Genomic DNA, 24600 nt, shown 5'->3' on the forward strand with positions numbered 1-24600 from the left:
GGCCGGCATGTGCGAGGACCCGGGCGAGCGGGCCGCGGCCGATGTGGGCCTGCTCGACCCGGTGCGGGCCGGGTCGCCCACCGAGGCGGCCACCGGCGACCGCGCCCTTCTGCAGGCGATGCTCGACGCCGAAGCGGCGCTGGCCCGCGCGCAGGCGGCGCTGGGCCACGCACCGGCGCGGGCCGCGGCCGAGATCTCGGCCGCGGCCCGCGCCGAGCGGTTCGACGTCCGCGACCTCGCGCTGCGCGCCCGCCGGGGCGGCAATCCGGTCATCCCGCTCGTCGCCGACCTCACCGCCGCCGTGTCCGGCGAGGCCGCACCGTACGTGCACCGGGGCGCCACCAGTCAGGACATCCTCGACACGGCGGCCATGCTGGCCGTGGCCCGCAGCCTGCCGGTCATCATCGGGGACCTGCACCGGACGGCCCGCGCGCTCGGGCGGTCGGCCGCCGCGCACCGGGCGACCCCGATGGCCGGCCGCACCCTCACCCAGCACGCCGTGCCCACCACCTTCGGGCTCAAGGCGGCAGGCTGGCGCAGTCTCGTACTGGACGCCGCGGACCGGCTGTCCGCCCTGCGGCCACCGGCCCAGCTCGGCGGCGCCGCGGGCACCCTGGCCGCCTTCGATGTGCTGGCCGACGAGCCCGGAAGCGGCCTCCGGCTGCCCGCCGCCTTCGCCGGTGAACTCGGTCTGGCCACACCCGTCCTGCCCTGGCACACCCTGCGCACCCCGGTCGCGGACGCGGGCGGGGCGCTCGCCTTCACGACGGGCGCACTCGGCAAGCTCGCCGCAGACGTGCTCGTGCTCTCGCGCACCGAGATCGGTGAACTGGCCGAGGGCGGCGGGGGCGGATCGTCCGCGATGCCGCACAAGAGCAACCCTGTCCGGGCCGCCCTGATCGCGTCCGCGGCCCGCAGAGCGCCGGCTCTCGCCTCCGTACTGCTGGGCTCGCTGGCCGCCGAGGACGAACGGCCCGCCGGTGCCTGGCACGCCGAGTGGCAGCCCCTGCGCGATCTGCTCCGCCTGACCGGCGGGGCAGCCCGGCTCGCCGCCGAACTCACCGAGGGCATCGTCGTGTTCCCCGATCGGATGGCCGGGAACCTCCGCCTCACGCGGGGCCTGGTGGTCAGCGAACGGATCGCCGCCGGGCTGGGCCGTCTGCTCGGCCGCGGCCCGGCCGGAGAGCTGCTCACCCGCGCCGCCCACCGGGCTGCCGCCGGCTCGCTCAGCCTGGTGGACGCGCTACGGGACGAGCCCGTCCTCAAGGGCCTGATCAGCGACGACGAACTCCGCGAACTCACCGACCCGGCCCGGTACTCCGGCTCCGCCGCCGACCTGGCCGACCACGCACTGCGGCGCACGCCCGCCGGAAGGACCCAGCCGTGAACCGTCTTCCCCACCACCTGCTCGACGGGCCGGCCGACGGCGCTCCGCTCATTCTCGGGCCGTCGCTGGGCACCTCGGTATCCGTCTGGGCGGCCCAGGCCGCCGCCCTGTCCCGTACCCACCGGGTGCTCCGCTTCGATCTGCCCGGCCACGGCGGCTCCCCCGCCGAACTGCTCCCGCAGGACGGGTCCGCCACTGTCGGCGTCCTGGCCGGACTCGTACTGCGGCTGGCCGACGCCCGGGGCTGGGAACGCTTCGGGTACGCGGGGATCTCACTCGGCGGAGCCGTCGGCGCGTACCTCGCGGTGCACCACCCGGAGCGGATCGGGACCCTCGCGCTGGTGTGCTCGTCCGCCCGCTTCGGCGACCCGGCAGGCTGGCGGGAGCGCGCCGCCGAGGTCAGGGCGGAAGGGACCGGGGCGCTCGCGCCGGGTGCGCCCGGCCGCTGGTTCACCCCGGCATTCGCCGGATCGACCACCGCCGCCAGTACGGTCGCAGACCTGCGCGGTACCGACCCCGGCGGGTACGCGGCCTGCTGCGACGCGCTGGCAGCGTACGACCTGCGGGGCGAACTCCACCGCATCCGTGCACCCGCCCTCGTGATCGCCGGGCGCGAGGACCCCGCGACTCCCCCGGCCCATGCCAGGGAACTCGCCGACGGGATCTCCGGTGCGACGCTGCTCGAACTGCCGGGCGCCTCCCACCTCGCCCCGGTCGAACAGCCGCAGCCCGTACTCGCCGCGCTCCAGGCCCACTTCGCCGCCCCACCGCACGACGACGACACGCGCCGCGCCGCGGGGGCCGCTGTCCGCAGGGCCGTGCTGGGTGATACCCATGTGGACCGGGCCGCCGAACGCAGCACGCCGTTCACCGCCGCGTTCCAGGACCTCATCACCCGCTACGCCTGGGGCGAGATCTGGACCCGGCCCGGCCTGGACCGGCGCACGCGCAGCTGCATCACCCTCACCGCGCTGGTCGCCCACGGCCAGCTGGACGAGCTGGCGATGCATGTCGGAGCGGCGATCCGCAACGGCCTCACCCGCGGCGAGATCGAGGAGGTCCTGCTCCAGAGCGCCGTCTACTGCGGCGTCCCCGCCGCCAACGCGGCCTTCGCCACCGCACAGCGCGTCCTGGCGGAGCTCGACCGGACCGGCTGACGCCACCTCGCTCCTCCTGCCCTCCACCGCACCTCTCCACCTCTGCCTCCACCGCACCTCTCCGTCCCAGGAGTCCGTATGCGCACACGCGTCGGGATCATCGGCGCCGGCCCGGCCGGCCTGCTGCTGTCCCATCTGCTCCACCGCCAGGGCATCGACACGGTCGTCCTGGAACTCCGCACCCGGGAACACGTCGAGCAGCGCCAGCGCGCCGGCATTCTCGAACACGGCACCGTAGAGGTGCTGCGCGCCTCGGGGGCCGGGGCGCGGATGGACCGCCAGGGCATCCCGCACCGGGGCGTGGAGCTCCGGTTCGACCGCCGGTCCCACCGCATCGACCTCGCCGCCGGCAGCGGGGGGCGGTCGGTGATGGTCTACGCGCAGACCGAGGTGGTCAAGGACCTCATCGCACTGCGCGAACAGGCAGGCGGCGCCGTGCTGTTCGAGGCCGAGGCGCTCTCCGTCGGCGGGACCGACACCACGGCCCCTGCCATCCGCTACCGCCACGAGGGGGCCGAACACACCCTGGACTGCGATGTCGTCGTCGCCTGCGACGGCTTTCACGGCGTCGGGCGCCGCTCCGTGCCCGAGGGCGTGCTCACCGTCTCGGAGCGCACCTACCCGTTCGCCTGGCTCGGCATCCTGGCCGATGTGCCGCCCTCCTGCGACGAGCTGATCTACGCCCGTCACGAGCGCGGTTTCGCCCTACACAGCATGCGGTCCCCCCACGTCAGCCGCCTCTACCTGCAGGTCGATCCGTCGGACAGCACGGACAACTGGCCGGACGAGCGGATCTGGGACGAACTCGACGCCCGCTTCGAGACCGACGGCGACTGGAAGCTCGGGCGCGGCCCCATCACCGAGAAGGGCATCACCCCGATGCGCAGCTTCGTGGCGGAACCCATGCGCCACGGCCGCCTGTTCCTGGCCGGCGACGCGGCCCACATCGTTCCGCCCACCGGCGCCAAGGGCCTCAACCTCGCGGTCGCCGACGTCACCCTGCTGGCGCGCGCCCTCACCCAGTGGCACACCCACCAGGACGAGACCCTGCTCGACGCGTACTCCGAGACGGCGCTGCGCCGCGTCTGGCGGGCCGAGCACTTCTCGTACACGATGACCGGCCTGCTGCACACGGACCCCGCTGCCACCGAATTCGACCGCCGGCTCCAGCTCTCCCACCTCCGTTACCTCACCTCGTCCGACGCGGCGTCGGCCTCACTCGCCGAGAACTACACCGGGCTGCCCGTCGTCTGACAGCGGCGCCGCCGTCACAGGGGAATTCGCCGAGGGCGGAACGCCACCGGCAGCCTGCCGGGCGCGGGGCTCCTAGGCTGAAGAGGTGAGCAGCCACGCGCCGAACCAAGCCCGCGTCCTTCCTCTGCGCCCGGTTGCAGCCGCCGCTGCGCCGGTCCCGCAGGCCGAGACGAAAGAGCCCCTGTGGCGGGACGTCGTGGGAGACGTCCTGCGCCGCGAGCGACTCGCGCAGGAGCGCACGCTGAAGGATGTGGCCGACGCGGCCAGAATCTCGATGCCGTACCTCTCCGAGCTGGAGCGCGGCCGCAAGGAGGCCTCGTCCGAGGTCCTCGCCGCTGCCGCCCGTGCGCTCGGTCTCGGCCTCGGCGATCTGCTCGCCCGGGGCCAGCGCGAACTGGCCCGCCACGCCCGGCCACGGCCTGCCGGGCCCCGTGCCGCACCCGCGCCTGCCACCACGGCGCGCGGCCTGGCCGCCGGGCGGTCCCCCGCCCGCGCCGGGGAGGACGGTGCGGCGGTGTCCGTGGCGGAGCTGAGCTCCCGCCGCACGGCGGTCGCGCCGGTCGTCGCCCCCGCCGTTCCTCCGGTCGCCTCCTTGGTCTCGCGCCGGGGTGAAGTGCGCCTGGCCGCCTGAGGATTCAGCCATCGGAAGGACCGGATGGGGGGCGCGGCCCGCGCCCCCCATCCGGCCTCTCCCCCGCCGGTCCCGGCCCCCGGTCTGCTACGCGGCGGCGTTCCGGCGGCTGAGCACCTGGTCGGCGAGCCCGTACGCGACGGCTTCCCGTGCGGTGAAGACCTTGTCCCGGTCCATGTCCGCGCGCAGTGCGGAGATTTCGTGGTGGGTGTGCCGGGACAGCACCTCCTCGATCTCCGAGCGGATCCGGAGCATCTCCTTCGCCCGCAGGCTGAGGTCGGAGACGGTGCCCTGCTGGCCGCCGCTGGCAGGCTGTCCCAGCAGGACCCGCGCGTGGTCGAGGACGAACCGCCGCCCGGGGTCTCCGCCGGCGAGCAGCACCGCCGCGGTCGAGGCTGCCTGGCCGACGCAGAAGGTCGAGATGGGTGAGCTGACGAAGGTCATCGTGTCGTAGATGGCCATCAGCGAAGTGACCGATCCCCCGGGCGAGTTGATGTAGATGGAGATCTCGGTCTCCTGGCCGGCCGACTCCAGGTGCAGCAGCTGCGCGATGACGACATTGGCCACACCGTCGTCGATCTCGGTGCCGATGAAGATGATCCGCTCGGAGAGCAGCCTGCTGAAGACGTCGTAGGACCGCTCTCCCTGCGGGGTGCGCTCGACGACGTTCGGAATCGTGTAGTGGCCCATGTCCATCGGGTACCGGTCCATCTCAGAGCCCCGTCCGTCGCCGCGGACCGGCCGGCCGGACGTCGCTGAGCGACTCCACGACCCGGTCCACCATGCCGTACTCCCTGGCCTGCTCCGCGGTGAACCAGCGGTCCCGGTCGCCGTCGCGGGAGATCGTCTCCTCGCTCTGGCCGGTGTGCTCCGCGGTGATCCGCTCGATGGACTTCTTGGTGAATTCGAGGTTCTCCGCCTGGATGGCGATGTCGGCGGCGGTCCCGCCGATGCCGGCCGACGGCTGGTGCATCATGATCCGCGCGTTCGGGAGGGCGAAGCGCTTGCCGCGGTCTCCGACCGTGAGCAGGAACTGGCCCATGCTGGCGGCGAATCCCATCACGAGCGTGGAGACGTCGTTCGGGATGAGCCGCATGGTGTCGTAGATCGCCAGCCCGGCCGTCACGGAACCGCCGGGGCTGTTGATGTACAGGCTGATGTCGGTCTTCGGGTCCTCCGCCGACAGCAGGAGCAGCTGGGCGCAGACCCGGTTGGCCGACACCTCGTCGACCTGGGTGCCGAGGAGAACGATGCGCTGCATGAGGAGCTGTGCGGCCAGGTGGTCGTCGAAGCGGGTGGCCGGTGTGCTGTCGTCGTCGGACGCGCGGGGGGCGAGCAGGCCGAGGGGGGTGCCCCAGCCGGTAGGGGGAGTTGGCATCGGTCCTCCTTGTCGGGGCGCGGACGGTGGCTCCGCGCTCTTCCCCCCACTGTCGGTCCGGCCGTGCGCCCCGCCGGGCTTTCTCGGCCCGCAGCAGATTCGCTGACGGCAGAGCAGGACCGGCCCGCCCCGGGGAGCCGGGGCCGGCCGGTGCGGTACGTCAGCCGAGCGAGCGGTAGAGACCGAACTCGGCGATGCGGGCCGGCCGGCGGGAGCCGAGTACCCGCAGCCGCCACTGCCGGGCGGCCACCGGGGCCGGCAGCAGGACGATGCGGCTCGCTCCGACGGTCCCCGCCCTCGCGACCCGGGTCCACCCCTTCGCCGTCCGTGCCTCCACGACGACCTGTTCGACCTGCTGGCCGTGGCGGATGTCCTCGGCCAGCCGGATCCGGTCCACCTCGCGCTGACGGCCGAAATCGACGTACAGCACACCCTTCGAGGCTGCGGGCGCGGTCCATGCGGTGTCGGGGTCGCCGTCCACCGCCAGGGCCGGGTGGTGTCCGTCGCCCCAGGTCCGCGCCGTGCGGGCGAGGTTCGTGGGGAGTTCGGCGCCGATGCGCTCGTCGAAGGCGCGGAGCACGGCGACGTCGGCCGCGGGGAGCAGCCCCCGCTGGTCCGGCGGAATGTTCAGCAGCAGCACGGAGTTGCGGCCGACCGACCGCATGTAGATGTCGGTGAGCTCGTCGACCGTCTTGGGCTGCTGGTCCGCGTGGTAGAACCAGCCGGGCCTGATGGACACGTCGCACTCGGCCGGCCACCACTGGAGGTACTGGGCCACCGGCCGGGAAGCGGCGAGCGCCTCGCGGCTTCCCTGGTCGGGGGCGTCGTAGGGCAGCGCGTAGTCGGTACGTCCGTACTCCGCCCCGGCGACCGGGACCGCGCTCCACTCGTCCTCGCGGGCCAGTCCGCCCTCGTTGCCCACCCAGCGGACGTCCGGTCCTGACACCGCGATGGAGGCGCCGGGCGCGAGGGCCCTGACGATCTCGTACCAGCTGTCCCAGTCGTAGTGCTCGACCTTCTCCGGGGGGATGCGGCCCTGCGCGCCGTCGAACCACACCTCGTCCACCGGCCCGTACTCCGTGAGCACTTCGTAGAGCTGGTTGAGCATGTGGGCGCCGTAGTCGGTGGCCTGGAGTTCGAAGCTGCGCGGTTTCCTTCCGGCGCGGTCGTCGCCGTGGACGAGGGTGGGCACCGTCCGGGTGGTGCGGGCACTGCCATTGGCGTAGACACCATGCAGGTACTGGTTCTCGTCGGCCGGGGAGATGTAGACGCCGACCTTGATCCCGTGGGCACGCATCGAGTCGGCGAACGAGCGCAGTACGTCGCCCCGGCCGCCCTCCCAACTGCTGGAGGCGACACCGTGGTCGGTGTAACGGGAGGGGTAGAGCACGAAGCCGTCGTGGTGCTTGACGGTGAGGATGGCGAGTTCGAAGCCCCCGTCGCGCAGCGCCCGCGCCCACTGGTCGGTGTCCAGCTCGGTCGGCTGGAAGACATCGGGGCTTTCGTCGCCCGTGCCCCACTCCAGGCCGGTGAAGGTGTTGACGCCGAAGTGCAGGAACGCCGTCTTCTCCAGCCGCTGCCAGGCTATTTGACGCTCGGTCGGGCGCAGGCCGGCAGCCTTGGCCACCAGTTCGTCCGGGGTGTCACCGGGACTGATGGCAATGCGGTAGCCCGGCTCGACGGGTACGGAGGGACGTCCGGACGCGGCCAGGGCGTCCGGAGCGAGCTGAGGTGAGCCGGCGGAAGCGGTGACGGCGGCGAGCGCGGTGACGAAGAGGCGTCGGCTGAGAGGCATGGGTGGGTCCTCCGGTTTCGGGGGCTTCGGGTGCGAGCCACGGTTCACGGCCGCACCTTCGTCCAGTCATCCGATGTTCTGCGGAGCCCAGACTCTCAATTTTGTTCCCGCACCGGTGAGTTGAATGATAAGAGTCCATCCGTCCGTACGGAAAGTCCATCCCGGGCACGGCAACGGGCCGGCAGGACCGGTTGATGAGGACCCACCGCACACGTGGGTCCTCATCAACCGGTCCTGCCGGCCCCGCACCCTTCCCGTCAGTCCGCTGCGGGAATGCGCCCGGCCTCCTGCTTGCCGAGTCCCGGCAGGTAGCGCCCGATGAACAGCTTGTACAGCCCCGCGCCGAGGGCGCCGCCGATCAGCGGCCCGACGATCGGCACCCAGAAGTACAAGTTGCCGTACTGATCTCGCCAGGCCGTGTGATAGCCGGTGATGAAGCTCGCCAGCCGGGGGCCGAAGTCACGCGCGGGGTTGATGGCGTACCCGGCGTCGGCACCGAACGCCATCCCGATGGCCACGATGAGCAGACCGATGAGCAGCGGCCCCAGATTGGCACCGGGCGGGTCGTTGAGCAGGTCGGTGAGCGCGAACAGCACGAAGAGCAGGATCGCGGTACCGAGGATCTGGTCGCGCAGGGCTCCCCACTCGCTGACCGGGAGGGTTCCGTTGCCGGGCAGCGTCGAGAAGACGAACTGCGTCTTGAACGTGTGGCCGGGGTCGAACTTGGCCAGCACTTCGGTGTAGTTCCACCGTACGAGCAGCGCGGCCACGAAGGCACCGGCGGTCTGCGCCGCGATGTAGGGCACGACCTTCGCCCAGGAGAAGCCCCGGTAGAGGGCGAAGGCGAGCGTGACCGCCGGATTGATGTGGGCCCCGCTGATCCGGCCGGCGACATACACGCCCAGGGTGACTCCCAGGCCCCAGGCCCAGGCGATGCTGTCGTGGTCCCCGAGACCTGCGGCCGCCACCTGCGCCACCACCCCGCACCCGAACAGGATGAGGATGAGGGTGCCTGCGAATTCGGCGGACAGTTCAGCGACCAGACCGGTTCTCTTTACGCCTTTTGACATGGACACCTGCCTCCAGACAGTCCGGGCTGAGACGTACGGCCGGCGGCACGGAGCCGTGCGGGGCGGCAGACTGACGCACCGTACGACCGGAAGACGCACACCGGCATACCCATACGACGTGCAGTGGCGTACCTCCGCAAGCCGTGGCGGGCGACCGGGTGTGACAGGGCGCGCGGCCGCCAGGAAGGGGCAGCGCCCGGCCGAAGGCACCCGGCCGGGCGCCGACGGCGTCCACAGAGCCCCCACACGCGCACTCTTGACGCGGACACGCCGACCCTGAAATGGTCTGGACCAAGTTGGTGGAGACCACTGATGCCGGTGCCGTATCACTCGTTTTCCCGCCGGTACGGAGGTGGTCCGCACCGCGCCCTTCGCGCCTCTCGGCCCCACCCGCGAGAGGCCGACCTGCCGCAGCCGGCCCCCCACAGACCGGTCGCGCGCAGGAAGACCTGATGTGAAGGAGTTCTCATGCACGCGAAAAGGAAGACAGCCTCGATCCTCGGCGCGATCCTCGCGCCGGTACTCGCGGTCAGCCTGCCCGCCGGCTCCGCGAGTGCGCACGGATATGTGTCGTCGCCTCCCAGCAGGCAGGCGCAGTGCGCCGCACACACCGTCAGCTGCGGTGCCATCACCTACGAGCCGCAGAGCGTGGAAGGACCCAAGGGCCTCCAGAGCTGCAGCGGTGGCAACGCCCAGTACGCCGAGCTGGACGACGACTCGAAGGGCTGGGCCGTCACACCGGTGTCCTCGACCACTGAATTCAAGTGGACGCTGACCGCACAGCACGCCACCAGCACCTGGCAGTACTTCGTCGGCGGGCAGAAGATCGCCGAGTTCGACGATCACGGTGCGAAGCCCGGAGCGACCGTCACCCACTCGGTGAATTTCGGCGGCCTGAAGGGCAAGCAGAAGGTCCTGGCCGTATGGAACATCGCGGACACCAGTAACGCCTTCTACACGTGCATCGACGTGAACGTCGGCTGACGCGGACACCGCACCGGCACCGTACGCCCGGTAGCGCGCGGGTGGGTCCCTGCCCAGGACAGCCAGGGGCCCACCCGCGCCGGGCCGGTACGAGACCCTCCGGGCCCCGAACCCTCACAGCAGTCGGGGGCACCCGCCCACGGTGCCCGTCCCATCCCACGGACGAGGAGTGGCAGAGAATGTTCCGACGAGGTCTGCGTGGTCTTCTGGCCCCTGTGCTGGCGCTGGCGTGCCTGGGACTCGTAGCGCCCGCGGCGAGCGCGCATGAGGGGCGTCGGCCCGCGCCCTTCGTGGTGAGCGAGGGGCAGTTCGAGCGGATGTTTCCCGACCGGGACCCGTTCTTCACCTACGACGGGCTCGTCGAGGCCACCCGTTCCTATCCGGCGTTCGCCCGTACGGGGCGCCTGCCGGTGCGGCGGCAGGAGGCTGCGGCCTTCCTGGCCAATGTCAGTCACGAGACCGGCGGGCTCCACTACAAGGTCGCCCAGGACGAGTCGACGTACCCGGTCTTCTGCGACACGACCCAGCCGTACGGCTGCCCCGCCGGGCAGGACGCGTACTACGGGCGCGGCGCGATCATGCTGAGCTGGAACTTCAACTACAAGGCCGCCGGTGACGCCCTCGGGCTCGACCTGCTGGACAATCCGTGGCTGGTCGAGCAGGATCCGGCTGTCGCCTGGGCCACCGCACTCTGGTACTGGAACACCCAGGACGGACCCGGCACCATGACCGGCCACCAGGCCATCGTGCGCCACGCCGGGTTCGGTGAAACCATTCGCAGCCTCAACGGGACCGCCGAGTGCGACGGCGGCAATCCCGCCCAGATGCAACACCGCGTCGGCCTCTACCTGCGGTTCACCCGGATACTGCACACTCTTCCCGGCCGCCGGGTGAGCTGCTGAAGCCTGCCGTGCGACAGCCCGTGCACGGCGGACGCGGCTGCCGCCCTGCGGACTCCGGGGCGCTGCCGCCGGGCGGTGTGAAAGGCATTCACCGCTGTTCATGAGCCGTCCGCCCCTGCATGATGCTCAAAGAAATCACGAGTCACATTCTTGAGCAGCACGCACCAGGAGAGGTCATGGAGACTGCCGAACACTTCCGTACTGCCGTGGAAAAACGCGATCTCGCAGCGCTGGAAGCCCTGTTCACCGAGGACATCTGCCTCCACAGTCCGGTCAAGTTCACCCCGTTCGAGGGCCGTGCCATGGTGCTGGGACTCTTCGGGGTCCTGCTGCGCACCTTCGAGGACTTCCGCTACGTCGGAGACTTCGAGGGCACGGCAGAGACCAGCACCGACGGCGAAGAGGCCCCGTCGGCGATCCTCGTCTTCCGGGCCACCGTGAGCGGCAAGCAGATTCACGGTATCGACCTGCTCCAGTTCGACGAGGCAGGCCTCATCAAGGAGTTCACCGTGATGGTCCGCCCACAGTCGGCGGTGCACGCCCTGGGTGAGGCGGTGCTCGCCGGCCTGGTGGCCGACGGGCTGGTTCCCCGGCCCGGCGGCCACTGAGGCGGCCCCGCGAGCCGGGCCCGATCGGCCTCTCATCTTGACGTTTACCCCCGACCCATCTCGCGCCGGGATTAACCGTCAAGGTCACAGGAGACGCACCGCGGGGCTGCGGTACCGAACTCATCGACGAGGTCCTGGACTCCGATGGGCGCCCTTGGGTTGCCGCTACTTGCGTGAACCACACTGACGGCCCGTCACCCGAGTCGGCGCCGAACCTGCGCACAGTCGTCGATACCAGCATTGACAGAATCGACAGCCCACATCGTGACGCGTTCCCCGTCAGTGACTCGTACCTCAGGGCGAGTGACGCAGCGCCCTCGCCCAGCCCGGAAGCCGCTGTCCATGCCATCGGCGCAATACTTCTGTCCGTTCTGACTGCCCGATGGAAGGACCCCAGGCCAGACCACGGGCACCGGTCTCAGCCCTCTCCACAGCGTCGGTCGGCCCGTCGGCGATGGCGCGAACGTTGGAACAGACAGTCGCCATTGATGAGGCCGCTGTCGAACAAGTTCGCGAGCTAGCTCGGCTCGATCCACGCACCTACGGTCCCGAACTCGCGATAAGCCTCATGAGATTGTCCGGTCGCCTGGCCGCCATGGCAGCAGTTCCCGACTCCGGGACGTCGTGCGCGTCGAGCCCACCGGCTAACCCCGAGCGACCTCGGCGGTGTGCACGGGGGTGTAGCGCTCGCCCGTCACCTGGTTACTCAGCGGGTCCAGCGCGGCCAGCGCCTCGGCGTCCAGGGTGAGTTCCGGCGCGGCCGCGTTCTGCTCCAGCCGGGCCGGGCTGCGGGTGCCCGGAATGGCTGCCACCGCCACCCCGAGCCGCTCGGCCTGGGCGTACACCCAGGCCAGCGCCACCTGGGCCGGGGTGGCACCCAGCCGGGCGGCCACCTCGCGCACGGTCTGCGCGATCTTCTCGTTGGCCTCGCCCGCCTCGCCGGCGAAGCGGGGGTTGGCGCGCCGGAAGTCCTTCTCGCCCAGCGTGGAGCGGTCCAGGGTGCCGGTCAGGAACCCCCGCCCCAGCGGCGAGTACGGCACCAGCCCGATCCCCAGCTCGGCCATCACCGGGGTGACCTCCTCGACGTCGCGGGTCCACAGCGAGTACTCGCTCTGTACCGCGGTGATCGGGTGCACCGCGTGCGCCCGGCGCAGCAGCTCGCCGTCGACCTCGGACAGGCCCAGATGGCGAACCTTGCCCGCCTCGACCAGCTCGGCCATCGCTCCGACTGTCTCCTCGATCTCCACATCCTGGGGCGGGCGGTGGGCGTAGTACAGGTCGATCGCCTCGACGCCCAGCCGCAGCAGCGAGGCGTCGCAGGAGCGCAGCACGTAGTCCCGGGCACCGCGGATGCGGCGTGCCCGGTCGCCGGCGCTGCGGTCGATGCCGAACTTGGTGGCCAGCTGCACCTGGTCCCGGCGGCCGTGGATGGCCCGGCCCACCAGCACCTCGTTGTGCCCGGTGCCGTAGGCGTCGGCGGTGTCCAGGAACGTGATGCCCAGCTCCAGGGCCCGGTCGATGGTGGCCAGGCCGCCGTCCCAGTCGGCGGCGCCATAGCTCTCGCTCATCCCCATACACCCCAGGCCCATCGCGCTGACGGTGAGACCGGGCGAGCCGAGCGTGGTTCGGGTGATCATGCGCGGATACTCCTCCTGCCCGGCGGACCGGGCTGACCTCAAGGACTGACGAACGCCTCCGACACTAGGATTTGGAGCGCGCTCGAAGTCAAGACGGAGGATCGGTCCCGTCGGCGGGTCAGGCGCGGCGGGGACGGGTGAAACGGTCCACCGGCAACGGGTCGCCACAGGGCTGTCCTCCGGGGCACTGCACATCGCGGTGGACATCGCGCCGGCCCGGTTCGGCTTTCACGCCACCGCATACCTCTGGCTCACCGTCACCCCGGGCGATCTCGATCCGACCAGCACCGCACTATCGCTGCATCCCGAGACCACGTTCACGGCCGCTGTCACCGGCGCGCCCAATCTGCTGGTCACTGTCACCTGCACAGGGACACCAAGGACCTGCAGCGCCGGCCCTGAGTGACATCGCTCGTACGGGCACCCAGGCGACACCCTCGCCCCTCGGAGCGAAGCAATGAGGTCTGGTGTTGCCGTCGGTGACCATCCGAATCATGTCTCGTCGGTGAGCAGTCCGGGCTTCGACGCTGTTCCTTGACCAGTCTGCAGACGCTCCTGTGGTCAGCGGAAGGGCAGGGAAAAACCCGCCACGCGATCATTCGCTGCCTCCAGCGGAATGTGGCTCGGGAGGTCCGTCGCCCCGGACACCTCCCAGTCGTCCGCCCAGGCAATGACGTGCCCGCCGACGGACGCGACGATGTCCGGCACGTTGTGGCGTTGCCTCCGCGGGGACGACGTGGCTGCTGACATCTGGGACAGCCGAGGACCCCGACGAGGCATCGACCGCCTCCGTCGTCGGGACATTCGGTCAGGCCTCGATCCGTACCAGGCGCTTTGACCTCGGCCGTTTGTACTCAGCGGCGGTTCCTAACCCCTATAAGCCTCCAGCAGCCGCAGCCACACCTCGCTGATCGTCGGGTACGCCGGGACCGCGTGCCACAGCCGCTCGACGGGGACCTCCCCCGCGATCGCGACCGATGCCGAGTGCAGCAGCTCGCTCACTCCCGGGCCCACGAAGGTGGCGCCGACAAGGACCTCGCGGTCGAGGTCGACGACCATCCGGGCACGGCCCCGGTACCCGTCGGCGTAGAGGCCCGCTCCCGCGACGCCCGCCATGTCGTAGTCCACTGCCCTGACCCGGTACCCGGCGCTCTCCGCCTCCGCGAGGGTGAGACCGGACGATGCCGCCTCCGGGTCCGTGAAGACGACCTGCGAGACCGCGGCGTGGTCGGCGGTGGCGGCGTGGGCGCCCCAGCGGTCGGTCTCCAGGAGCGGGACGCCCTGTGCCCGTGCGGTGATCGCAGCGCCCGCGATACGGGCCTGGTACTTGCCCTGATGGGTCAGCAGGGCCCGGTGGTTGACGTCCCCGACGGCGTACAGCCAGTCGCTGCCGTCGACCCGGCAGCTGTCGTCCACGGGCAGCCAGGAACCGGCGGTCAGCCCCACCGTGTCCAGGCCGATGTCATCGGTGCGCGGGGCGCGGCCGGTGGCGATGAGGATCTCGTCGGCCTCGATCCGCCCGCCGTCCTCCAGCACCACGGTCACCGGACCGTCGCCCCGCTCGACCGACGCGGCGGACGTGTGGAACCGGAGGTCCGCCCCGGCCTCCCCGAGCGCCTCGGCCACCAGCTCGCCCGCGAAGGGCTCCATCCTCGGCAGCAGCCCGCCGCCGCGCACCAGCATCGTCACGCGGGAGCCGAGGGCCTGCCAGACGGTGGCCATCTCGGTCGCCACCACTCCCCCGCCGACGATCACCAGACGTCCCGGGACCGCCCGTGCGCTCGTCGCCTCACGGCTGGTCCAGGGCCGGGCGTCGGCCAGTCCGGGCAGCTCGGGAACGACCGCCCGGGATCCGGTGCACACGGCCACCGCGTGCCGTGCGGTCAGCTGCCGCTGCTCCCCCGAGGGACCGGTCACGACGACGGTCCTGCGGCCGGTGAGTCGCCCCTGGCCCCGGTAGAGATCCACTCCGATGTTCTCCAGCCAGCTGACCTGGCCGTCGTCCTTCCAGTGCGACGTGTACTCGTCCCGGTGAGCGAGCACCTCGGCCACATCGAGCGGCCCCTGCACCGCCCCGCGCAGCCCGGGGACCCTGCGGGCGTCGGCGCGTGCCGTCACCGGGCGCAGCAAGGCCTTGCTCGGCATGCACGCCCAGTACGAGCACTCGCCGCCGACCAGCTCGCTCTCGACCACCGCCGCGCTCAGGCCGCCGGCGCGGGCGCGGTCCGCCACGTTCTCGCCGACCGGGCCCGCGCCGATCACCACCACGTCGTACACCGTGTTCTTCATGCCATCGGTCATGGTGGCCAGTCTGGTACGGGGTGTGCCGCGCGGCCACATGGGCAGTCGGAATACGACAGCGCACACCACGGTTGACGCGGGCGGACACACCGGTCAGCCACGAAAGGCGGGCACAGCATGAGCACGGTCGAGCTCACCAAGGAAAACTTCGACGACGTCGTGACCGACAACGACTTCGTCCTCATCGATTTCTGGGCTTCCTGGTGCGGGCCGTGCCGTCAGTTCGGCCCGGTCTACGAGGGCGCGTCCGAGCGGCACGACGATCTCGTCTTCGCGAAGGTCGACACGGAGGCCCAGCAGGAGCTGGCCGCGGCCTTCGAGATCCAGTCCATTCCCACGCTGATGATCGTGCGAGACAATGTCGCGGTCTTCTCGCAGCCCGGCGCTCTTCCGGAGGCCGCGCTGGAGGACGTGATCGGTCAGGCCCGCGCGCTGGACATGGACGAGGTCCGCAAGTCGGTGGAGAACGCGAAGGAGGCGTAGCGCCTCGCGTTCGGTTCACGAAAGACCCCGGGGATCAAGGGCTCAGGCCCGGTTTTCCGGTGGGCGGGTCCCATGCCTGTCCACCGGAAAACCGGGCCTGAAACCGTCCGCGGCAGGGCTCCGGCGTCGTCGTGGATCCCGGCGTTCCGCGTTCGAGTCTCAGCGTTCGAGTACGAGCGCGAGCCCCTGGCCGACGCCGATGCACAGGGCCGCCAGACCCGTGCCGGACCCGGCCGCGGCCAGCTGGTGCGCGACGGATCCCGCGAGCCGCGCCCCCGAGGCACCGAGTGGGTGGCCGATCGCGATGGCGCCGCCGCGCGGGTTCACGACGGCCGGGTCGAGTTCCGGCCACTCGGCCAGGCAGCCGAGCGACTGGGCGGCAAAGGCCTCGTTCAGCTCGAAGGTGGTGAGGTCGGCGAAGCCCCTGCCCGCCTTGGCGAGGGCCCGCCGGACCGCCTCGACCGGGCCGAGCCCGAAGAGCTGCGGCTCGACACCGGTCACCGCTGACGCCCGGATGCGGGCGAGCGGTTCCCGGCCGGTGGCCCGCAGCCCCTCGTCGTCGACCAGCAGCAGGGCGGCCGCGCCGTCGTTGAGCGGGGACGCGTTGCCCGCGGTGACGGTGCCGTCCTTGCGGAAGACCGGCTTGAGCCGGGCGAGCGCCTCCATGCTCGACCCGGCCCGGATGCACTCGTCGCGTACGAGGTCGGCACCGTCGTACGGGACGACCTCACCGTCGTGGAGTCCCGCGTCCCAGGCCGCGGCGGCCTTGCCGTGGCTCGCCAGGGCGAAGGCGTCCTGCTGCTCCCGGCTGATGCCGTGCTTGTCGGCGATGAGTTCGGCGCCCTCGCCGAGCGGGACGGTCCACTCGCCGGGCATCCGCGGATTGGTCATCCGCCAGCCGAGCGTCGTGGAGTACAGCTCCTGGTGTCCGGCCGGAAAGGCGCGTTCGGGTTTCTGCAGCACCCAGGGGGCCCGTGACATCGACTCGACCCCGCCCGCCACGGCCACCGAGGCGTCGCCCACCGCGATGGCGCGGGCCGCCTGGATGACGGCTTCGAGTCCGGAGCCGCAGAGCCGGTTGACGGTGACACCGGGGACGGAGACCGGAAGGCCGGCCAGCAGCACCGCCATCCTGGCCACGTCGCGGTTGTCCTCACCCGCGCCGTTGGCGTCACCGAAGTACACGTCGTCGATACGGGACGGATCGAGGTCCGGGGCCCGGTCCACGAGCGATCTGACGACATGGGCCGCCAGGTCGTCGGGGCGCACCCCGGAGAGCGCCCCGCCGAATTTCCCGACCGGCGTGCGGACTGCGTCGACGATGTACACGTCGCGGATGCTCATCGGACCTCTCCCAGGCCACCCGGCTGTTCGCCAAGTGAACAATCGTTCATGACGGGTTACCGCCCGAGTCTCTGCCCGCCCTCCCTCCGTGTCAACGCCCGCCCCGGATCACTGCTGGGCGAGCACGTTCCAGAGGCCCGGGTCCTCGAAACCGAGCGCCCAGAGGGACGTGTCGCGCACCCCGTACTTGCGTACCGCCGCCAGATGCGCGGCGGTTCCCCGCGCGTCCTGGTACCAGACGGTCCTGGGCTCCGTCCCGTCCCGGTAGGTGAAGTGCGGGGTGGCCGACTCCGGGTCCAGCGCATAGGGCGCGCCGACCTTGCGGCGCAGCGCCTCCGCCTGTTTCCAGGTCACGTGCCGGGCCGGGCGGCTGCCGTCGGCCGGCCAGTCCCAGCCGTAGCCGGGCAGCGCCATCTCGATCTTTCCCGGGGGTACGAGTGCGGTAGCCCGGCGCAGGATCTCGTCGTACCAGGCCGTGCTGGAGAGGGGGCCGGGCGGGCCGCCCGACCAGTGGAGGTCGTACGCCATGATCCGCATCCGGTCGGCGGCCCGGCCGATCGCGGCGTAGTCCCAGATACGGCCGGTGGCGGGTGTCTGCGGCGAGACGGTGACGACGCACTGCTTCCGGACGGCGTGCAGCTTCGCGCAGAGGCCGGTGACGAAGTCCGCGTAGGCGGACCGCACCTTCCGGTAGTCCGGCGTGGCGGTGGTGGTGATGGTCTCGTAGTCGAGGTCGATCCCGTCGTAGCCGTGGCTGCGCGCGAGCCGGACCAGGGCCGCGGTGTGTGCGGCGCGCCGCGCGGGTGTGGTGAGGATCCCCGCCAGCTCGCCCGGCTTCATCGTGTCCATGTCCATGACCGTGGGGACCACGTGGATCCCGGCCTTGTGCAGTCCGTCGATGATGCGCGTGTCGCCGGCGCCGGGGTGTCCTTCGATGCGGTCGGCCGCTGCGGCCTTGTACCAGAAGGGGCTGACGGTGTGCAGCCGGCCGGCGTGGCGCAGGGCGTCCTGGTAGCCGTTCTCCTGGTCCCAGTAGGGGAGCCAGGCCGAGGCGGTGCGGGTGTCGGCCCGGGGAGCCGGGGCGTCACGCGGGTCCGCCGGGGAAGCCTGCGCCGGGAGCGCCGCGGCCAGGGCGCAGACAAGAACCGCCGCCGGGAGGGCAGCCCGGAATGTTCGCGAAGTGATCATGGCCAGAGAGTGGCGGCGGTTGCCGGGCCCCGCTCTGCGGGATGGTCCGTCCAGGTCCTAACGTGACCCGGATGACGACGTATCAGGGTGATCACACCGACCTGCCCGGCAGCACGGGCCCGACCGCGACGACCGACGCCGAACCGCGTGACATCGGCCCCGTCAGGACCTCGTACGCCCCCGCCCACGACGGCGAACCCGACCCCGGCGAGATCGTCTGGACCTGGGTGCCGTACGAGGAGGACGACGGCCGCGGCAAGGACCGCCCGGTCCTGGTGGTGGCCAGGGAGGAGACCGGGACCCTGCTCGCCGTACGCCTCTCCAGCAAGCCGCACGACCGGGACCGGGAGTGGCTGGCGATCGGCGCCGGGCCGTGGGACCGCGAGGGGCGCGAGTCCTGGGTCGATCTGGACCGGGTGCTGCGGGTGCACGAGGACGGGATGCGGCGCGAGGCCTGCGCGCTCGACCGGCCGCGGTTCGACGCCGTCGTGGGGCGGCTCAGGGAGCGTTACGGCTGGAGCTGACCGCACGGGTCGTGACAGGGGCGCCCGGGTGGACGAGCGTCACCCGGTGGATCGGGGCCGTCCGTGAAGGTCGCGGGAACTCCCGGAGAACGGTGTTTCCGGCCGCCCGGGGCGCTCTTGTGCGGACCGTCCGCAGTGGCTTAGGTGGAACGGAGCATTTTCCGTAAGGCACCGGACAACGGCGGAAGGTATCTTCGCCACGAGGAGCCGATCATGACCATGCCGCTGCTGACCGAGGTGGATGCGGAGCACCTGCTCCGATGTATCTGCTTCAAGACAGGACCGCCCCGTACCGTCGGGGTCGAGCTCGAATGGCTCGTCCACGACCTGCACCGCCCCGAATCGCCGGTGTCCGAGGACCGGATCGGGCGGGCGCAGACGGTGGTGCGCGCCCTGCCGCTCGTCTCGGCGCTCACCTTCGAGCCCGGCGGGCAGCTGGAGCTCAGCTCGCAGCCCGCCACATCGCTGACCGAGTGTGTCGACTCGGTCTCCGCCGACCTGGCCGCGGTGCGTGGAGCACTGCGCGGTGAGGGTCTTGTACTCACCGGTCTCGGCCAGGACCCCTGGCATCCGCCGCGCAGGCTGCTGCGCGAACCGCGGTACGACGCGATGGAGAAGTATCTGGACCGGCACGGGACCGCCGGCCGGTCGATGATGTGCGGTTCTGCCTCCATCCAGGTCTGCCTGGACGCGGGGCACGCCGAGCCGGGGCCGCTGGGCTACGGCAGGCGCTGGAAGCTGGCGCATCTGCTGGGCGCGGTACTGGTGGCCGCGTTCGCCAACTCGCCGCTCCGCCAGCGCCGTACCACCGGCTGGCTCTCCACCCGGCAGTCCCAGTGGGCCGACCTCGACCCGGTGCGGTCGCTCGCACCGGACGACGGCCCGGAGCCCCGCGAGGCGTGGGCCGCGCATGTCCTGGACGCTCCGGTGATGTGCATCCGGGCCGACGCGGGGCCCTGGCCGGTGCCGGACGGCCTCTCCTTCCGGGAGTGGCTGCGTACCGGCCGCCCCAGGCCACCGACCCGCGAGGATCTGGACTACCACCTGACCACGCTGTTTCCTCCGGTGCGGCCGCGCGGCCATCTCGAACTGCGCATGATCGACGCACAGTCCGGCGACGACGGCTGGACGGTGCCGCTCGCGGTGACCACCGCCCTCTTCGACGACCCGGCCGCCGCCGAGACCGTGTACCGCGCCGTCAAACCCCTCGCCGAGACCGCGGGCAGGGCGCGCGCGCCGCGCAACCCGCTCTGGGAGGCGGCGGCCAGGTCCGGCCTCGCCGACCCCGAGCTGCGCACTGTCGCCGCGCTCTGCTTCGCCGCCGCGCAGGAGGCACTCCCCCGGCTCGGAGCCTCCACCGCCGTGCAGGACGCGGTCGCCGCCTTCACCGACCGCTATGTCGCCCGGGGCAGGTGCCCCGCCGATGATCTGCTGGATCCCGACCACGGGAAGGATCACCGCCCATGACCGCCGACCCCGCCGCCGTGCGCCGCAGCGCGCTCGACGCGCTCACCACGGCCCGCAGCCGCACCAGCGCCCTGACGGACTGCGTCGAGGACAGTGAACTCACGGCGCAGCACTCGCCGTTGATGTCCCCGCTCGTCTGGGATCTGGCACACATCTCCAACCAGGAGGAGCAGTGGCTCCTGCGGGCCGTCGCCGGCCGCGAGGCGATGCGCCCGGAGATCGACTCGGTCTACGACGCCTTCGAGCACCCGAGAGCCACCCGCCCCTCACTGCCGCTGCTCCAGCCCACCGAGGCGCGGCGCTACGCCTCCGAGGTACGGGGCCGGGTCGTCGACGTACTGGAGAGCGCCCCGCTGCACGGACGGCCGCTGGTCGACGCCGGTTTCGCCTTCGGCATGATCGCCCAGCACGAGCAGCAGCACGACGAGACGATGCTCATCACCCACCAGCTGCGCACCGGACCCGCCGCGCTGACCGCCCCGGCGCCGCCCCGCGCCGACAGCGCCGGCCTGGCGGACGAGATCCTCGTGCCCGGGGGCCCGTTCACCATGGGCACATCGGACGAGCCGTGGGCGCTGGACAACGAACGGCCCGCGCACCAGCGGCTCGTACCGGCCTTCCACATCGACACCACCCCGGTGACCAACGGCGCGTTCCTGCGGTTCATCGAGGACGGCGGGTACCGCGACGAGCGCTGGTGGACGGAGCAGGGGTGGGACCTGGTCCGCGGACACGAGCTGGCTGCGCCGCTGTTCTGGCACCGGGAGGGCGGTCAGTGGCTGCGCCGCCGCTTCGGCGCCGTGGAGCCCGTGGCGCCGGACGAGCCGGTGCTGCATGTGAGCTGGTACGAGGCGGACGCCTATGCCCGCTGGGCGGGCCGGCGGCTGCCCTCGGAGGCCGAGTGGGAGAAGGCCGCACGCCACGATCCGGCGACCGGCCGATCGCACCGCTACCCCTGGGGCGACCAGGACCCCACCCCCGAGCGGGCGAACCTGGGGCAGCGGCATCTCGGTCCTGCCGCGGCGGGCAGCTACCCGGACGGTGAATCGCCGCTCGGTGTACGGCAGTTGATCGGCGATGTGTGGGAGTGGACGTCCAGCGACTTCCTGCCCTATCCGGGCTTCGTCGCCTTCCCCTACCGCGAGTACTCGGAAGTGTTCTTCGGCCCGGACCACAAGGTGCTGCGCGGCGGCGCGTTCTCCGTCGGCGAGGTGGCCTGCCGGGCGACCTTCCGCAACTGGGACCTGCCGGTGCGCCGTCAGATCTTCTCCGGGTTCCGGACCGCGAGGGATGCCTGATGTGCCGTCATATCGCTTACCTGGGACCGCCGGAACCGCTCGGCGACGTGCTCGTGCGGCCCCGCCACGCACTGGTCCGCCAGTCCTGGGAGCCGCGCAGACAGCGCCACGGCACGGTCAACGCCGACGGGTTCGGAGTCGGCTGGTACGCCGATGACGACCCGGTGCCCGCGCGCTACCGGCGCGCCGGACCGATCTGGGCCGACCTCTCCTTCGCCGATCTCGCCCGGGTCGTACGCAGCGGGGCAGCGCTGGCAGCGGTCCGCGACGCCACCGAGGCGGGGGCCGACGGCGAGGCCGCGGCGGCCCCGTTCGCCGCTGGGCCCTGGCTGTTCAGCCACAACGGCGCGCTCACCGGCTGGCCCGCGAGCGCGGCGCCCCTCGCCGCCACGCTCCCGGCGGCCGAGCTGCTCGGGCTGGCGGCGCGCTGTGACTCCGGGTTGGTCTGGGCGCTCCTGCTGCACCGGCTGCGGGAGGGCGATCCGCTCGGCCAGGCTCTGGCCGACACGGTCACCGATTTCGCCGCGGCAGCGCCCGGCTCGCGGCTCAACCTGCTGCTGACCGACGGCGCCACCGTCGCCGCCACGGCCTGGGGCGACACTCTCTGGTATCTCACCGAGCCCGGTACGCCCGCCGCGGCGGGCGGCCGCACGGTCGTCGCATCGGAGCCGTACGACGACGGTCCGGGCTGGCGGGAAGTCCCCGACCGCACCCTGCTCGTGGCGACCCGCACCGATGTCCAGCTGACTTCACTCAAGGAGCCCACGGCGTGAGCCCGTTCCAGCTGACCCGCACCCTGCCCGAGGACGCGACGGACGCCGCACTGCGCGCGGACGTGCTCCAGGGCCTGACCAGCTCACCCAAGACGCTGCCGCCCAAGTGGTTCTACGACGCGCGGGGCAGCGAGCTCTTCGAGGAGATCACCGCGCTGCCCGAGTACTACCCGACCCGGGCGGAGCGGGAGATCCTGCTCGCCCGCGCGGGCGACATCGCGGACGCCACCGGCGCGCGCACGCTGATCGAGCTGGGTTCGGGGTCGTCGGAGAAGACCCGGCACCTGCTCGACGCGCTGCCCGCGCTGGAGATGTACATCCCGGTGGACGTGAGCGGGAGCGCGCTCACCGCGGCGGCGGACGCGCTGCTCGCCGAGCGGCCGGGCCTCTCCGTGCACGCGCTGATCGCCGACTTCACCCGCGAGCCGGCACTGCCGCCCGCTCCGGGCCCCCGGCTCGTCGTCTTCCTGGGCGGCACCATCGGGAATCTGCTGCCGCCCGAACGGGCGGCGTTCCTGCGGTCCGTCCGGGGTCTGCTGGAGCCGGGCGACCATCTGCTGCTGGGCACGGACCTGGTGAAGGACGAGAGCGTGCTGGTCCCCGCGTACGACGACGCGGCCGGTGTCACCGCGGCGTTCAACAAGAACGTGCTGAGCGTCATCGACCGGGAGCTGGGGGCGGACTTCGATCCGGCCGCCTTCGACCATGTCGCGGTCTGGGACCGCGAGAACGAGTGGATCGAGATGCGGCTGCGGGCCCGCACGGCGTTCACCGTGAAGATCCCGGAGCTGGATCTGGCGGTGCCGTTCGCGGCGGGCGAGGAGATGCGGACGGAGGTGTCCGCCAAGTTCCGTGAGGAGCGTGTGCGGACCGAACTGGGCGCGGCGGGACTGTCGTTGCAGCACTGGTGGACGGATTCCGGTGGGCGGTTCGCCCTGTCGCTCAGCGGTCCACCAGCTCGTCCGTGAGGAGCTTCGACGCCTTCTTCGCGGCCGTTTCGGCGTCCTGGCCGGTGAGTACGTCCGTCATGTAGGGCTTGATCGGGTTGTCCGCCTCGACCGCCGCCCACCGCGGCGAGTTCGGGGTGGCCCGGCCGCGCGCCGCGCCCGCGGCCATCGCGGCCGTCCCCTCCTCGCCCTTGACGACGCCCGCGAGCGTCGTCTTGTTGGGGACGTAGCTCATGGCCCGGGCCAGCTCGGTCTGCCACCTGCGTCCGGCCAGTGCTTCCACGACCCCGACCGCCGCGTCACCGTGGCGGGCCTTGTCGGGAATGATCAGGTCGGAGCCGCCGGTGAAGACCGCCGACGGCTTGCCCGCCGTCCGCCCGGGAATCGGGAAGAAGCCGAGCTTGCCCTTGAGCTGCGGATTGTTCTTCAGGATGGTCTGCGCCGTGCCGGGCACCGCGATGATCTGCGCGACGTCGCCGTCCGCGAACACGTCGGCCTGCTGCGGATGGGCCTCGTCCGCGTTCCTGGGCCCCTTGCCGAGGCTCTGGAGCTCCTTGTAGAAGTCCATGCCTCTGATCGCGGCCGGGCTGTCGAGGGCGCCGGTGAAATTACCGCCGGCCTCATCGGCCAGCTCACCACCCTCGTCCCAGATGAAGCCGGAGAGGGTGTACCAGTCCTGCCCGGCGAGATAGATCCCTTGCCGGCCGTTCCCGTTCAGCTCTTCGGTGTCCTTGATCCACTGCGCCCGGGTCCTCGGCACCTTGGTGATCCCCGCCCCCCTGAACAGGTCCTTGTTGTAGATGACGACCCGGTTGGCCGCGTACCAGGGGATTCCGTACTGGGCGCCGTTGATGCTTCCGGGATCCGCGAGACCGGGCAGCCAGTCCTTGGAGCCGAGGTCGCGGACCGATTCGAGGGTGAGGTCACGCAGCCCGCCGCTCTCCGCGTACATCGCGACCTGGGTGTTGCCGACCTCGATCAGGTCGGGGCCGTCGCCGGTCCGGAGGGCCGCCGTGACCTTGGCACCGATGCCGCCCCACTCCTGGATCCGGACATCCAGCTTGGTGTTCTTGTGCTCGCTCTCGTACTCCCGGGTGAAGCGCTGGACGAATCCGTCGGACGCGCTGCCCTTCATCAGCCACACCGTGACCGTGGTGGTGCTGTCGCCCGTGCCGGGAAGATACCCGCAGCCGGTGAGCGCGGTGGCGGCGAGCGCGGTGGCGGCGAGCAGGGCGGCGCAGCTCAGGCCGGGACGGTTCTTCACGGAGGTCACCTCTGTCGTACGGACACGGCAGTTCATGACCCGACGTGGGGGAAGCACAGACGGCTTGAACGGGTTGGCTGGAGTTTGGTACAGACCAATCCTCGGGGTCAAGACCCCCGGCGCCCGCACCTGCCCTGCGCGCCCGGGGTCCCGTGACCGGCCGGCACCGCGCGGAGTACGGCTCCGTACGGCACCGTGGAGGGAGGCG

At 71.7% G+C, this 24600-nt stretch carries 22 protein-coding genes and 1 pseudogene; 13 read left to right on the forward strand and 10 right to left on the reverse strand.

Translation table 11 applies throughout. The features are described 5' to 3' along the window. Positions 1-7 precede the first annotated feature (7 nt). The 4 genes and pseudogenes from pcaB to OG285_RS02030 form a co-directional block, all read left to right on the forward strand. The gene (pcaB, locus tag OG285_RS02015) at positions 8-1387 is read left to right on the forward strand and encodes a 3-carboxy-cis,cis-muconate cycloisomerase (protein WP_371793430.1); all 1380 of its coding nucleotides are present in this window, start codon (positions 8-10) and stop codon (positions 1385-1387) included. After that, the gene (pcaC, locus tag OG285_RS02020) at positions 1384-2544 is read left to right on the forward strand and encodes a 4-carboxymuconolactone decarboxylase (RefSeq protein WP_371789969.1); all 1161 of its coding nucleotides are present in this window, start codon (positions 1384-1386) and stop codon (positions 2542-2544) included. Before pcaB ends, pcaC begins: the two co-directional genes overlap by 4 nt. Before the next feature lie 78 nt (positions 2545-2622). Then, the gene (locus OG285_RS02025; protein WP_371789970.1) at positions 2623-3798 is read left to right on the forward strand and encodes a 4-hydroxybenzoate 3-monooxygenase; all 1176 of its coding nucleotides are present in this window, start codon (positions 2623-2625) and stop codon (positions 3796-3798) included. A gap of 85 nt (positions 3799-3883) precedes the next feature. Then, positions 3884-4240, forward strand: a pseudogene (locus OG285_RS02030) (helix-turn-helix domain-containing protein); the annotation flags it as partial. Between the two features lie 276 nt (positions 4241-4516). On the opposite strand, the gene OG285_RS02035 reads toward OG285_RS02030, so the two are convergent. The 4 genes from OG285_RS02035 to OG285_RS02050 form a co-directional block, all read right to left on the reverse strand. Further along, positions 4517-5119 carry a ClpP family protease gene (locus OG285_RS02035; RefSeq protein WP_371793431.1) on the reverse strand — a complete coding sequence of 201 codons (603 nt, stop codon included), beginning with the start codon at positions 5117-5119 and terminating at the stop codon, positions 4517-4519. A 22-nt stretch (positions 5120-5141) separates the two neighbouring features. After that, complete coding sequence (locus tag OG285_RS02040; protein WP_356831359.1) at positions 5142-5807, reverse strand: ATP-dependent Clp protease proteolytic subunit; 666 nt, start codon at positions 5805-5807, stop codon at positions 5142-5144. 160 nt (positions 5808-5967) lie between these two features. Continuing rightward, a complete protein-coding gene (locus tag OG285_RS02045; RefSeq protein ID WP_371789971.1) occupies positions 5968-7602 on the reverse strand; it encodes an alpha-L-fucosidase in 1635 nt (544 codons plus the stop codon). Positions 7603-7859: 257 nt separating this feature from the next. Then, entirely contained in the window at positions 7860-8672 is an 813-nt protein-coding gene (locus OG285_RS02050; protein WP_356831363.1) for an MIP/aquaporin family protein, read from the reverse strand. A gap of 468 nt (positions 8673-9140) precedes the next feature. On the opposite strand from OG285_RS02050, the gene OG285_RS02055 reads away from it, so the two are divergent. The 3 genes from OG285_RS02055 to OG285_RS02065 all read left to right on the forward strand — a co-directional run bounded on the left by OG285_RS02055 (position 9141) and on the right by OG285_RS02065 (position 11166). After that, positions 9141-9656 (forward strand): lytic polysaccharide monooxygenase auxiliary activity family 9 protein, encoded by a 516-nt coding sequence (locus OG285_RS02055; protein WP_356831365.1) that lies wholly within the window; start codon positions 9141-9143, stop codon positions 9654-9656. A gap of 179 nt (positions 9657-9835) precedes the next feature. After that, positions 9836-10558 (forward strand): chitinase, encoded by a 723-nt coding sequence (locus tag OG285_RS02060; RefSeq protein WP_356831367.1) that lies wholly within the window; start codon positions 9836-9838, stop codon positions 10556-10558. A 176-nt stretch (positions 10559-10734) separates the two neighbouring features. After that, positions 10735-11166: a nuclear transport factor 2 family protein gene (locus tag OG285_RS02065; protein WP_371789972.1), complete on the forward strand. Its 432-nt coding sequence runs from the start codon at positions 10735-10737 to the stop codon at positions 11164-11166. 644 nt (positions 11167-11810) lie between these two features. On the opposite strand, the gene OG285_RS02070 is transcribed toward OG285_RS02065, so the two are convergent. The 3 genes from OG285_RS02070 to OG285_RS02080 all read right to left on the reverse strand — a co-directional run bounded on the left by OG285_RS02070 (position 11811) and on the right by OG285_RS02080 (position 15104). Beyond that, a complete protein-coding gene (locus OG285_RS02070) occupies positions 11811-12803 on the reverse strand; it encodes an aldo/keto reductase (RefSeq protein ID WP_371789973.1) in 993 nt (330 codons plus the stop codon). Positions 12804-13364: 561 nt separating this feature from the next. After that, complete coding sequence (locus tag OG285_RS02075; protein WP_356831375.1) at positions 13365-13511, reverse strand: hypothetical protein; 147 nt, start codon at positions 13509-13511, stop codon at positions 13365-13367. A gap of 159 nt (positions 13512-13670) precedes the next feature. After that, positions 13671-15104: an NAD(P)/FAD-dependent oxidoreductase gene (locus tag OG285_RS02080; RefSeq protein ID WP_356831377.1), complete on the reverse strand. Its 1434-nt coding sequence runs from the start codon at positions 15102-15104 to the stop codon at positions 13671-13673. A gap of 117 nt (positions 15105-15221) precedes the next feature. Here OG285_RS02080 and trxA point away from each other — a divergent pair, with 117 nt between their 5' ends. Beyond that, on the forward strand, positions 15222-15587 hold the full coding sequence (gene trxA, locus OG285_RS02085) for a thioredoxin (protein ID WP_356831379.1): 366 nt from the start codon (positions 15222-15224) through the stop codon (positions 15585-15587). 159 nt (positions 15588-15746) lie between these two features. On the opposite strand, the gene OG285_RS02090 is transcribed toward trxA, so the two are convergent. Together OG285_RS02090 and OG285_RS02095 are read right to left on the reverse strand one after the other, a co-directional pair. Next, positions 15747-16931, reverse strand: coding sequence for an acetyl-CoA C-acyltransferase (locus OG285_RS02090; RefSeq protein ID WP_371789974.1), 1185 nt, complete (start codon positions 16929-16931; stop codon positions 15747-15749). 108 nt (positions 16932-17039) lie between these two features. Further along, positions 17040-18119, reverse strand: a complete 1080-nt coding sequence (locus OG285_RS02095; protein ID WP_371789975.1) for a glycosyl hydrolase family 18 protein — start codon at positions 18117-18119, stop codon at positions 17040-17042. Positions 18120-18190: 71 nt separating this feature from the next. Between OG285_RS02095 and OG285_RS02100 the strand changes: the two genes are divergently transcribed. From OG285_RS02100 to egtD, 5 genes are all read left to right on the forward strand, one after another. Next, on the forward strand, positions 18191-18643 hold the full coding sequence (locus tag OG285_RS02100; protein WP_356831385.1) for a type II toxin-antitoxin system PemK/MazF family toxin: 453 nt from the start codon (positions 18191-18193) through the stop codon (positions 18641-18643). A 213-nt stretch (positions 18644-18856) separates the two neighbouring features. Next, on the forward strand, positions 18857-20110 hold the full coding sequence (gene egtA, locus OG285_RS02105; RefSeq protein WP_356831387.1) for an ergothioneine biosynthesis glutamate--cysteine ligase EgtA: 1254 nt from the start codon (positions 18857-18859) through the stop codon (positions 20108-20110). After that, the gene (gene egtB / locus OG285_RS02110) at positions 20107-21408 is read left to right on the forward strand and encodes an ergothioneine biosynthesis protein EgtB (RefSeq protein WP_371789976.1); all 1302 of its coding nucleotides are present in this window, start codon (positions 20107-20109) and stop codon (positions 21406-21408) included. Before egtA ends, egtB begins: the two co-directional genes overlap by 4 nt. Then, on the forward strand, positions 21408-22181 hold the full coding sequence (gene egtC, locus OG285_RS02115; protein WP_356831391.1) for an ergothioneine biosynthesis protein EgtC: 774 nt from the start codon (positions 21408-21410) through the stop codon (positions 22179-22181). The genes egtB and egtC overlap by 1 nt, the downstream gene beginning before the upstream one ends. Continuing rightward, positions 22178-23149: an L-histidine N(alpha)-methyltransferase gene (gene egtD, locus OG285_RS02120; RefSeq protein WP_356831393.1), complete on the forward strand. Its 972-nt coding sequence runs from the start codon at positions 22178-22180 to the stop codon at positions 23147-23149. The genes egtC and egtD overlap by 4 nt, the downstream gene beginning before the upstream one ends. Here the strand turns inward: egtD and OG285_RS02125 are convergent. After that, on the reverse strand, positions 23124-24392 hold the full coding sequence (locus OG285_RS02125; RefSeq protein WP_356831395.1) for an extracellular solute-binding protein: 1269 nt from the start codon (positions 24390-24392) through the stop codon (positions 23124-23126). The genes egtD and OG285_RS02125 overlap by 26 nt on opposite strands. Positions 24393-24600 lie beyond the last annotated feature (208 nt).

Source organism: Streptomyces sp. NBC_01471 (assembly GCF_041438865.1).
Taxonomy (GTDB): Bacteria; Actinomycetota; Actinomycetes; order Streptomycetales; family Streptomycetaceae; genus Streptomyces.

What these genes read in the sequence shown, in the direction of transcription:
- OG285_RS02080 (WP_356831377.1), bottom strand. Translation starts at nt 15,104, where the DNA reads ATGACCGATGGCATGAAGAACACGGTGTACGACGTGGTGGTGATCGGC.
- egtB (WP_371789976.1), top strand. Translation starts at nt 20,107, where the DNA reads ATGACCGCCGACCCCGCCGCCGTGCGCCGCAGCGCGCTCGACGCGCTC.
- OG285_RS02045 (WP_371789971.1), bottom strand. Translation starts at nt 7,602, where the DNA reads ATGCCTCTCAGCCGACGCCTCTTCGTCACCGCGCTCGCCGCCGTCACC.
- pcaB (WP_371793430.1), top strand. Translation starts at nt 8, where the DNA reads ATGTGCGAGGACCCGGGCGAGCGGGCCGCGGCCGATGTGGGCCTGCTC.
- OG285_RS02090 (WP_371789974.1), bottom strand. Translation starts at nt 16,931, where the DNA reads ATGAGCATCCGCGACGTGTACATCGTCGACGCAGTCCGCACGCCGGTC.
- trxA (WP_356831379.1), top strand. Translation starts at nt 15,222, where the DNA reads ATGAGCACGGTCGAGCTCACCAAGGAAAACTTCGACGACGTCGTGACC.
- OG285_RS02050 (WP_356831363.1), bottom strand. Translation starts at nt 8,672, where the DNA reads ATGTCAAAAGGCGTAAAGAGAACCGGTCTGGTCGCTGAACTGTCCGCC.
- egtC (WP_356831391.1), top strand. Translation starts at nt 21,408, where the DNA reads ATGTGCCGTCATATCGCTTACCTGGGACCGCCGGAACCGCTCGGCGAC.
- OG285_RS02065 (WP_371789972.1), top strand. Translation starts at nt 10,735, where the DNA reads ATGGAGACTGCCGAACACTTCCGTACTGCCGTGGAAAAACGCGATCTC.
- OG285_RS02095 (WP_371789975.1), bottom strand. Translation starts at nt 18,119, where the DNA reads ATGATCACTTCGCGAACATTCCGGGCTGCCCTCCCGGCGGCGGTTCTT.
- OG285_RS02040 (WP_356831359.1), bottom strand. Translation starts at nt 5,807, where the DNA reads ATGCCAACTCCCCCTACCGGCTGGGGCACCCCCCTCGGCCTGCTCGCC.
- OG285_RS02100 (WP_356831385.1), top strand. Translation starts at nt 18,191, where the DNA reads ATGACGACGTATCAGGGTGATCACACCGACCTGCCCGGCAGCACGGGC.
- OG285_RS02055 (WP_356831365.1), top strand. Translation starts at nt 9,141, where the DNA reads ATGCACGCGAAAAGGAAGACAGCCTCGATCCTCGGCGCGATCCTCGCG.
- OG285_RS02035 (WP_371793431.1), bottom strand. Translation starts at nt 5,119, where the DNA reads ATGGGCCACTACACGATTCCGAACGTCGTCGAGCGCACCCCGCAGGGA.
- OG285_RS02070 (WP_371789973.1), bottom strand. Translation starts at nt 12,803, where the DNA reads ATGATCACCCGAACCACGCTCGGCTCGCCCGGTCTCACCGTCAGCGCG.
- OG285_RS02025 (WP_371789970.1), top strand. Translation starts at nt 2,623, where the DNA reads ATGCGCACACGCGTCGGGATCATCGGCGCCGGCCCGGCCGGCCTGCTG.
- OG285_RS02060 (WP_356831367.1), top strand. Translation starts at nt 9,836, where the DNA reads ATGTTCCGACGAGGTCTGCGTGGTCTTCTGGCCCCTGTGCTGGCGCTG.
- egtA (WP_356831387.1), top strand. Translation starts at nt 18,857, where the DNA reads ATGACCATGCCGCTGCTGACCGAGGTGGATGCGGAGCACCTGCTCCGA.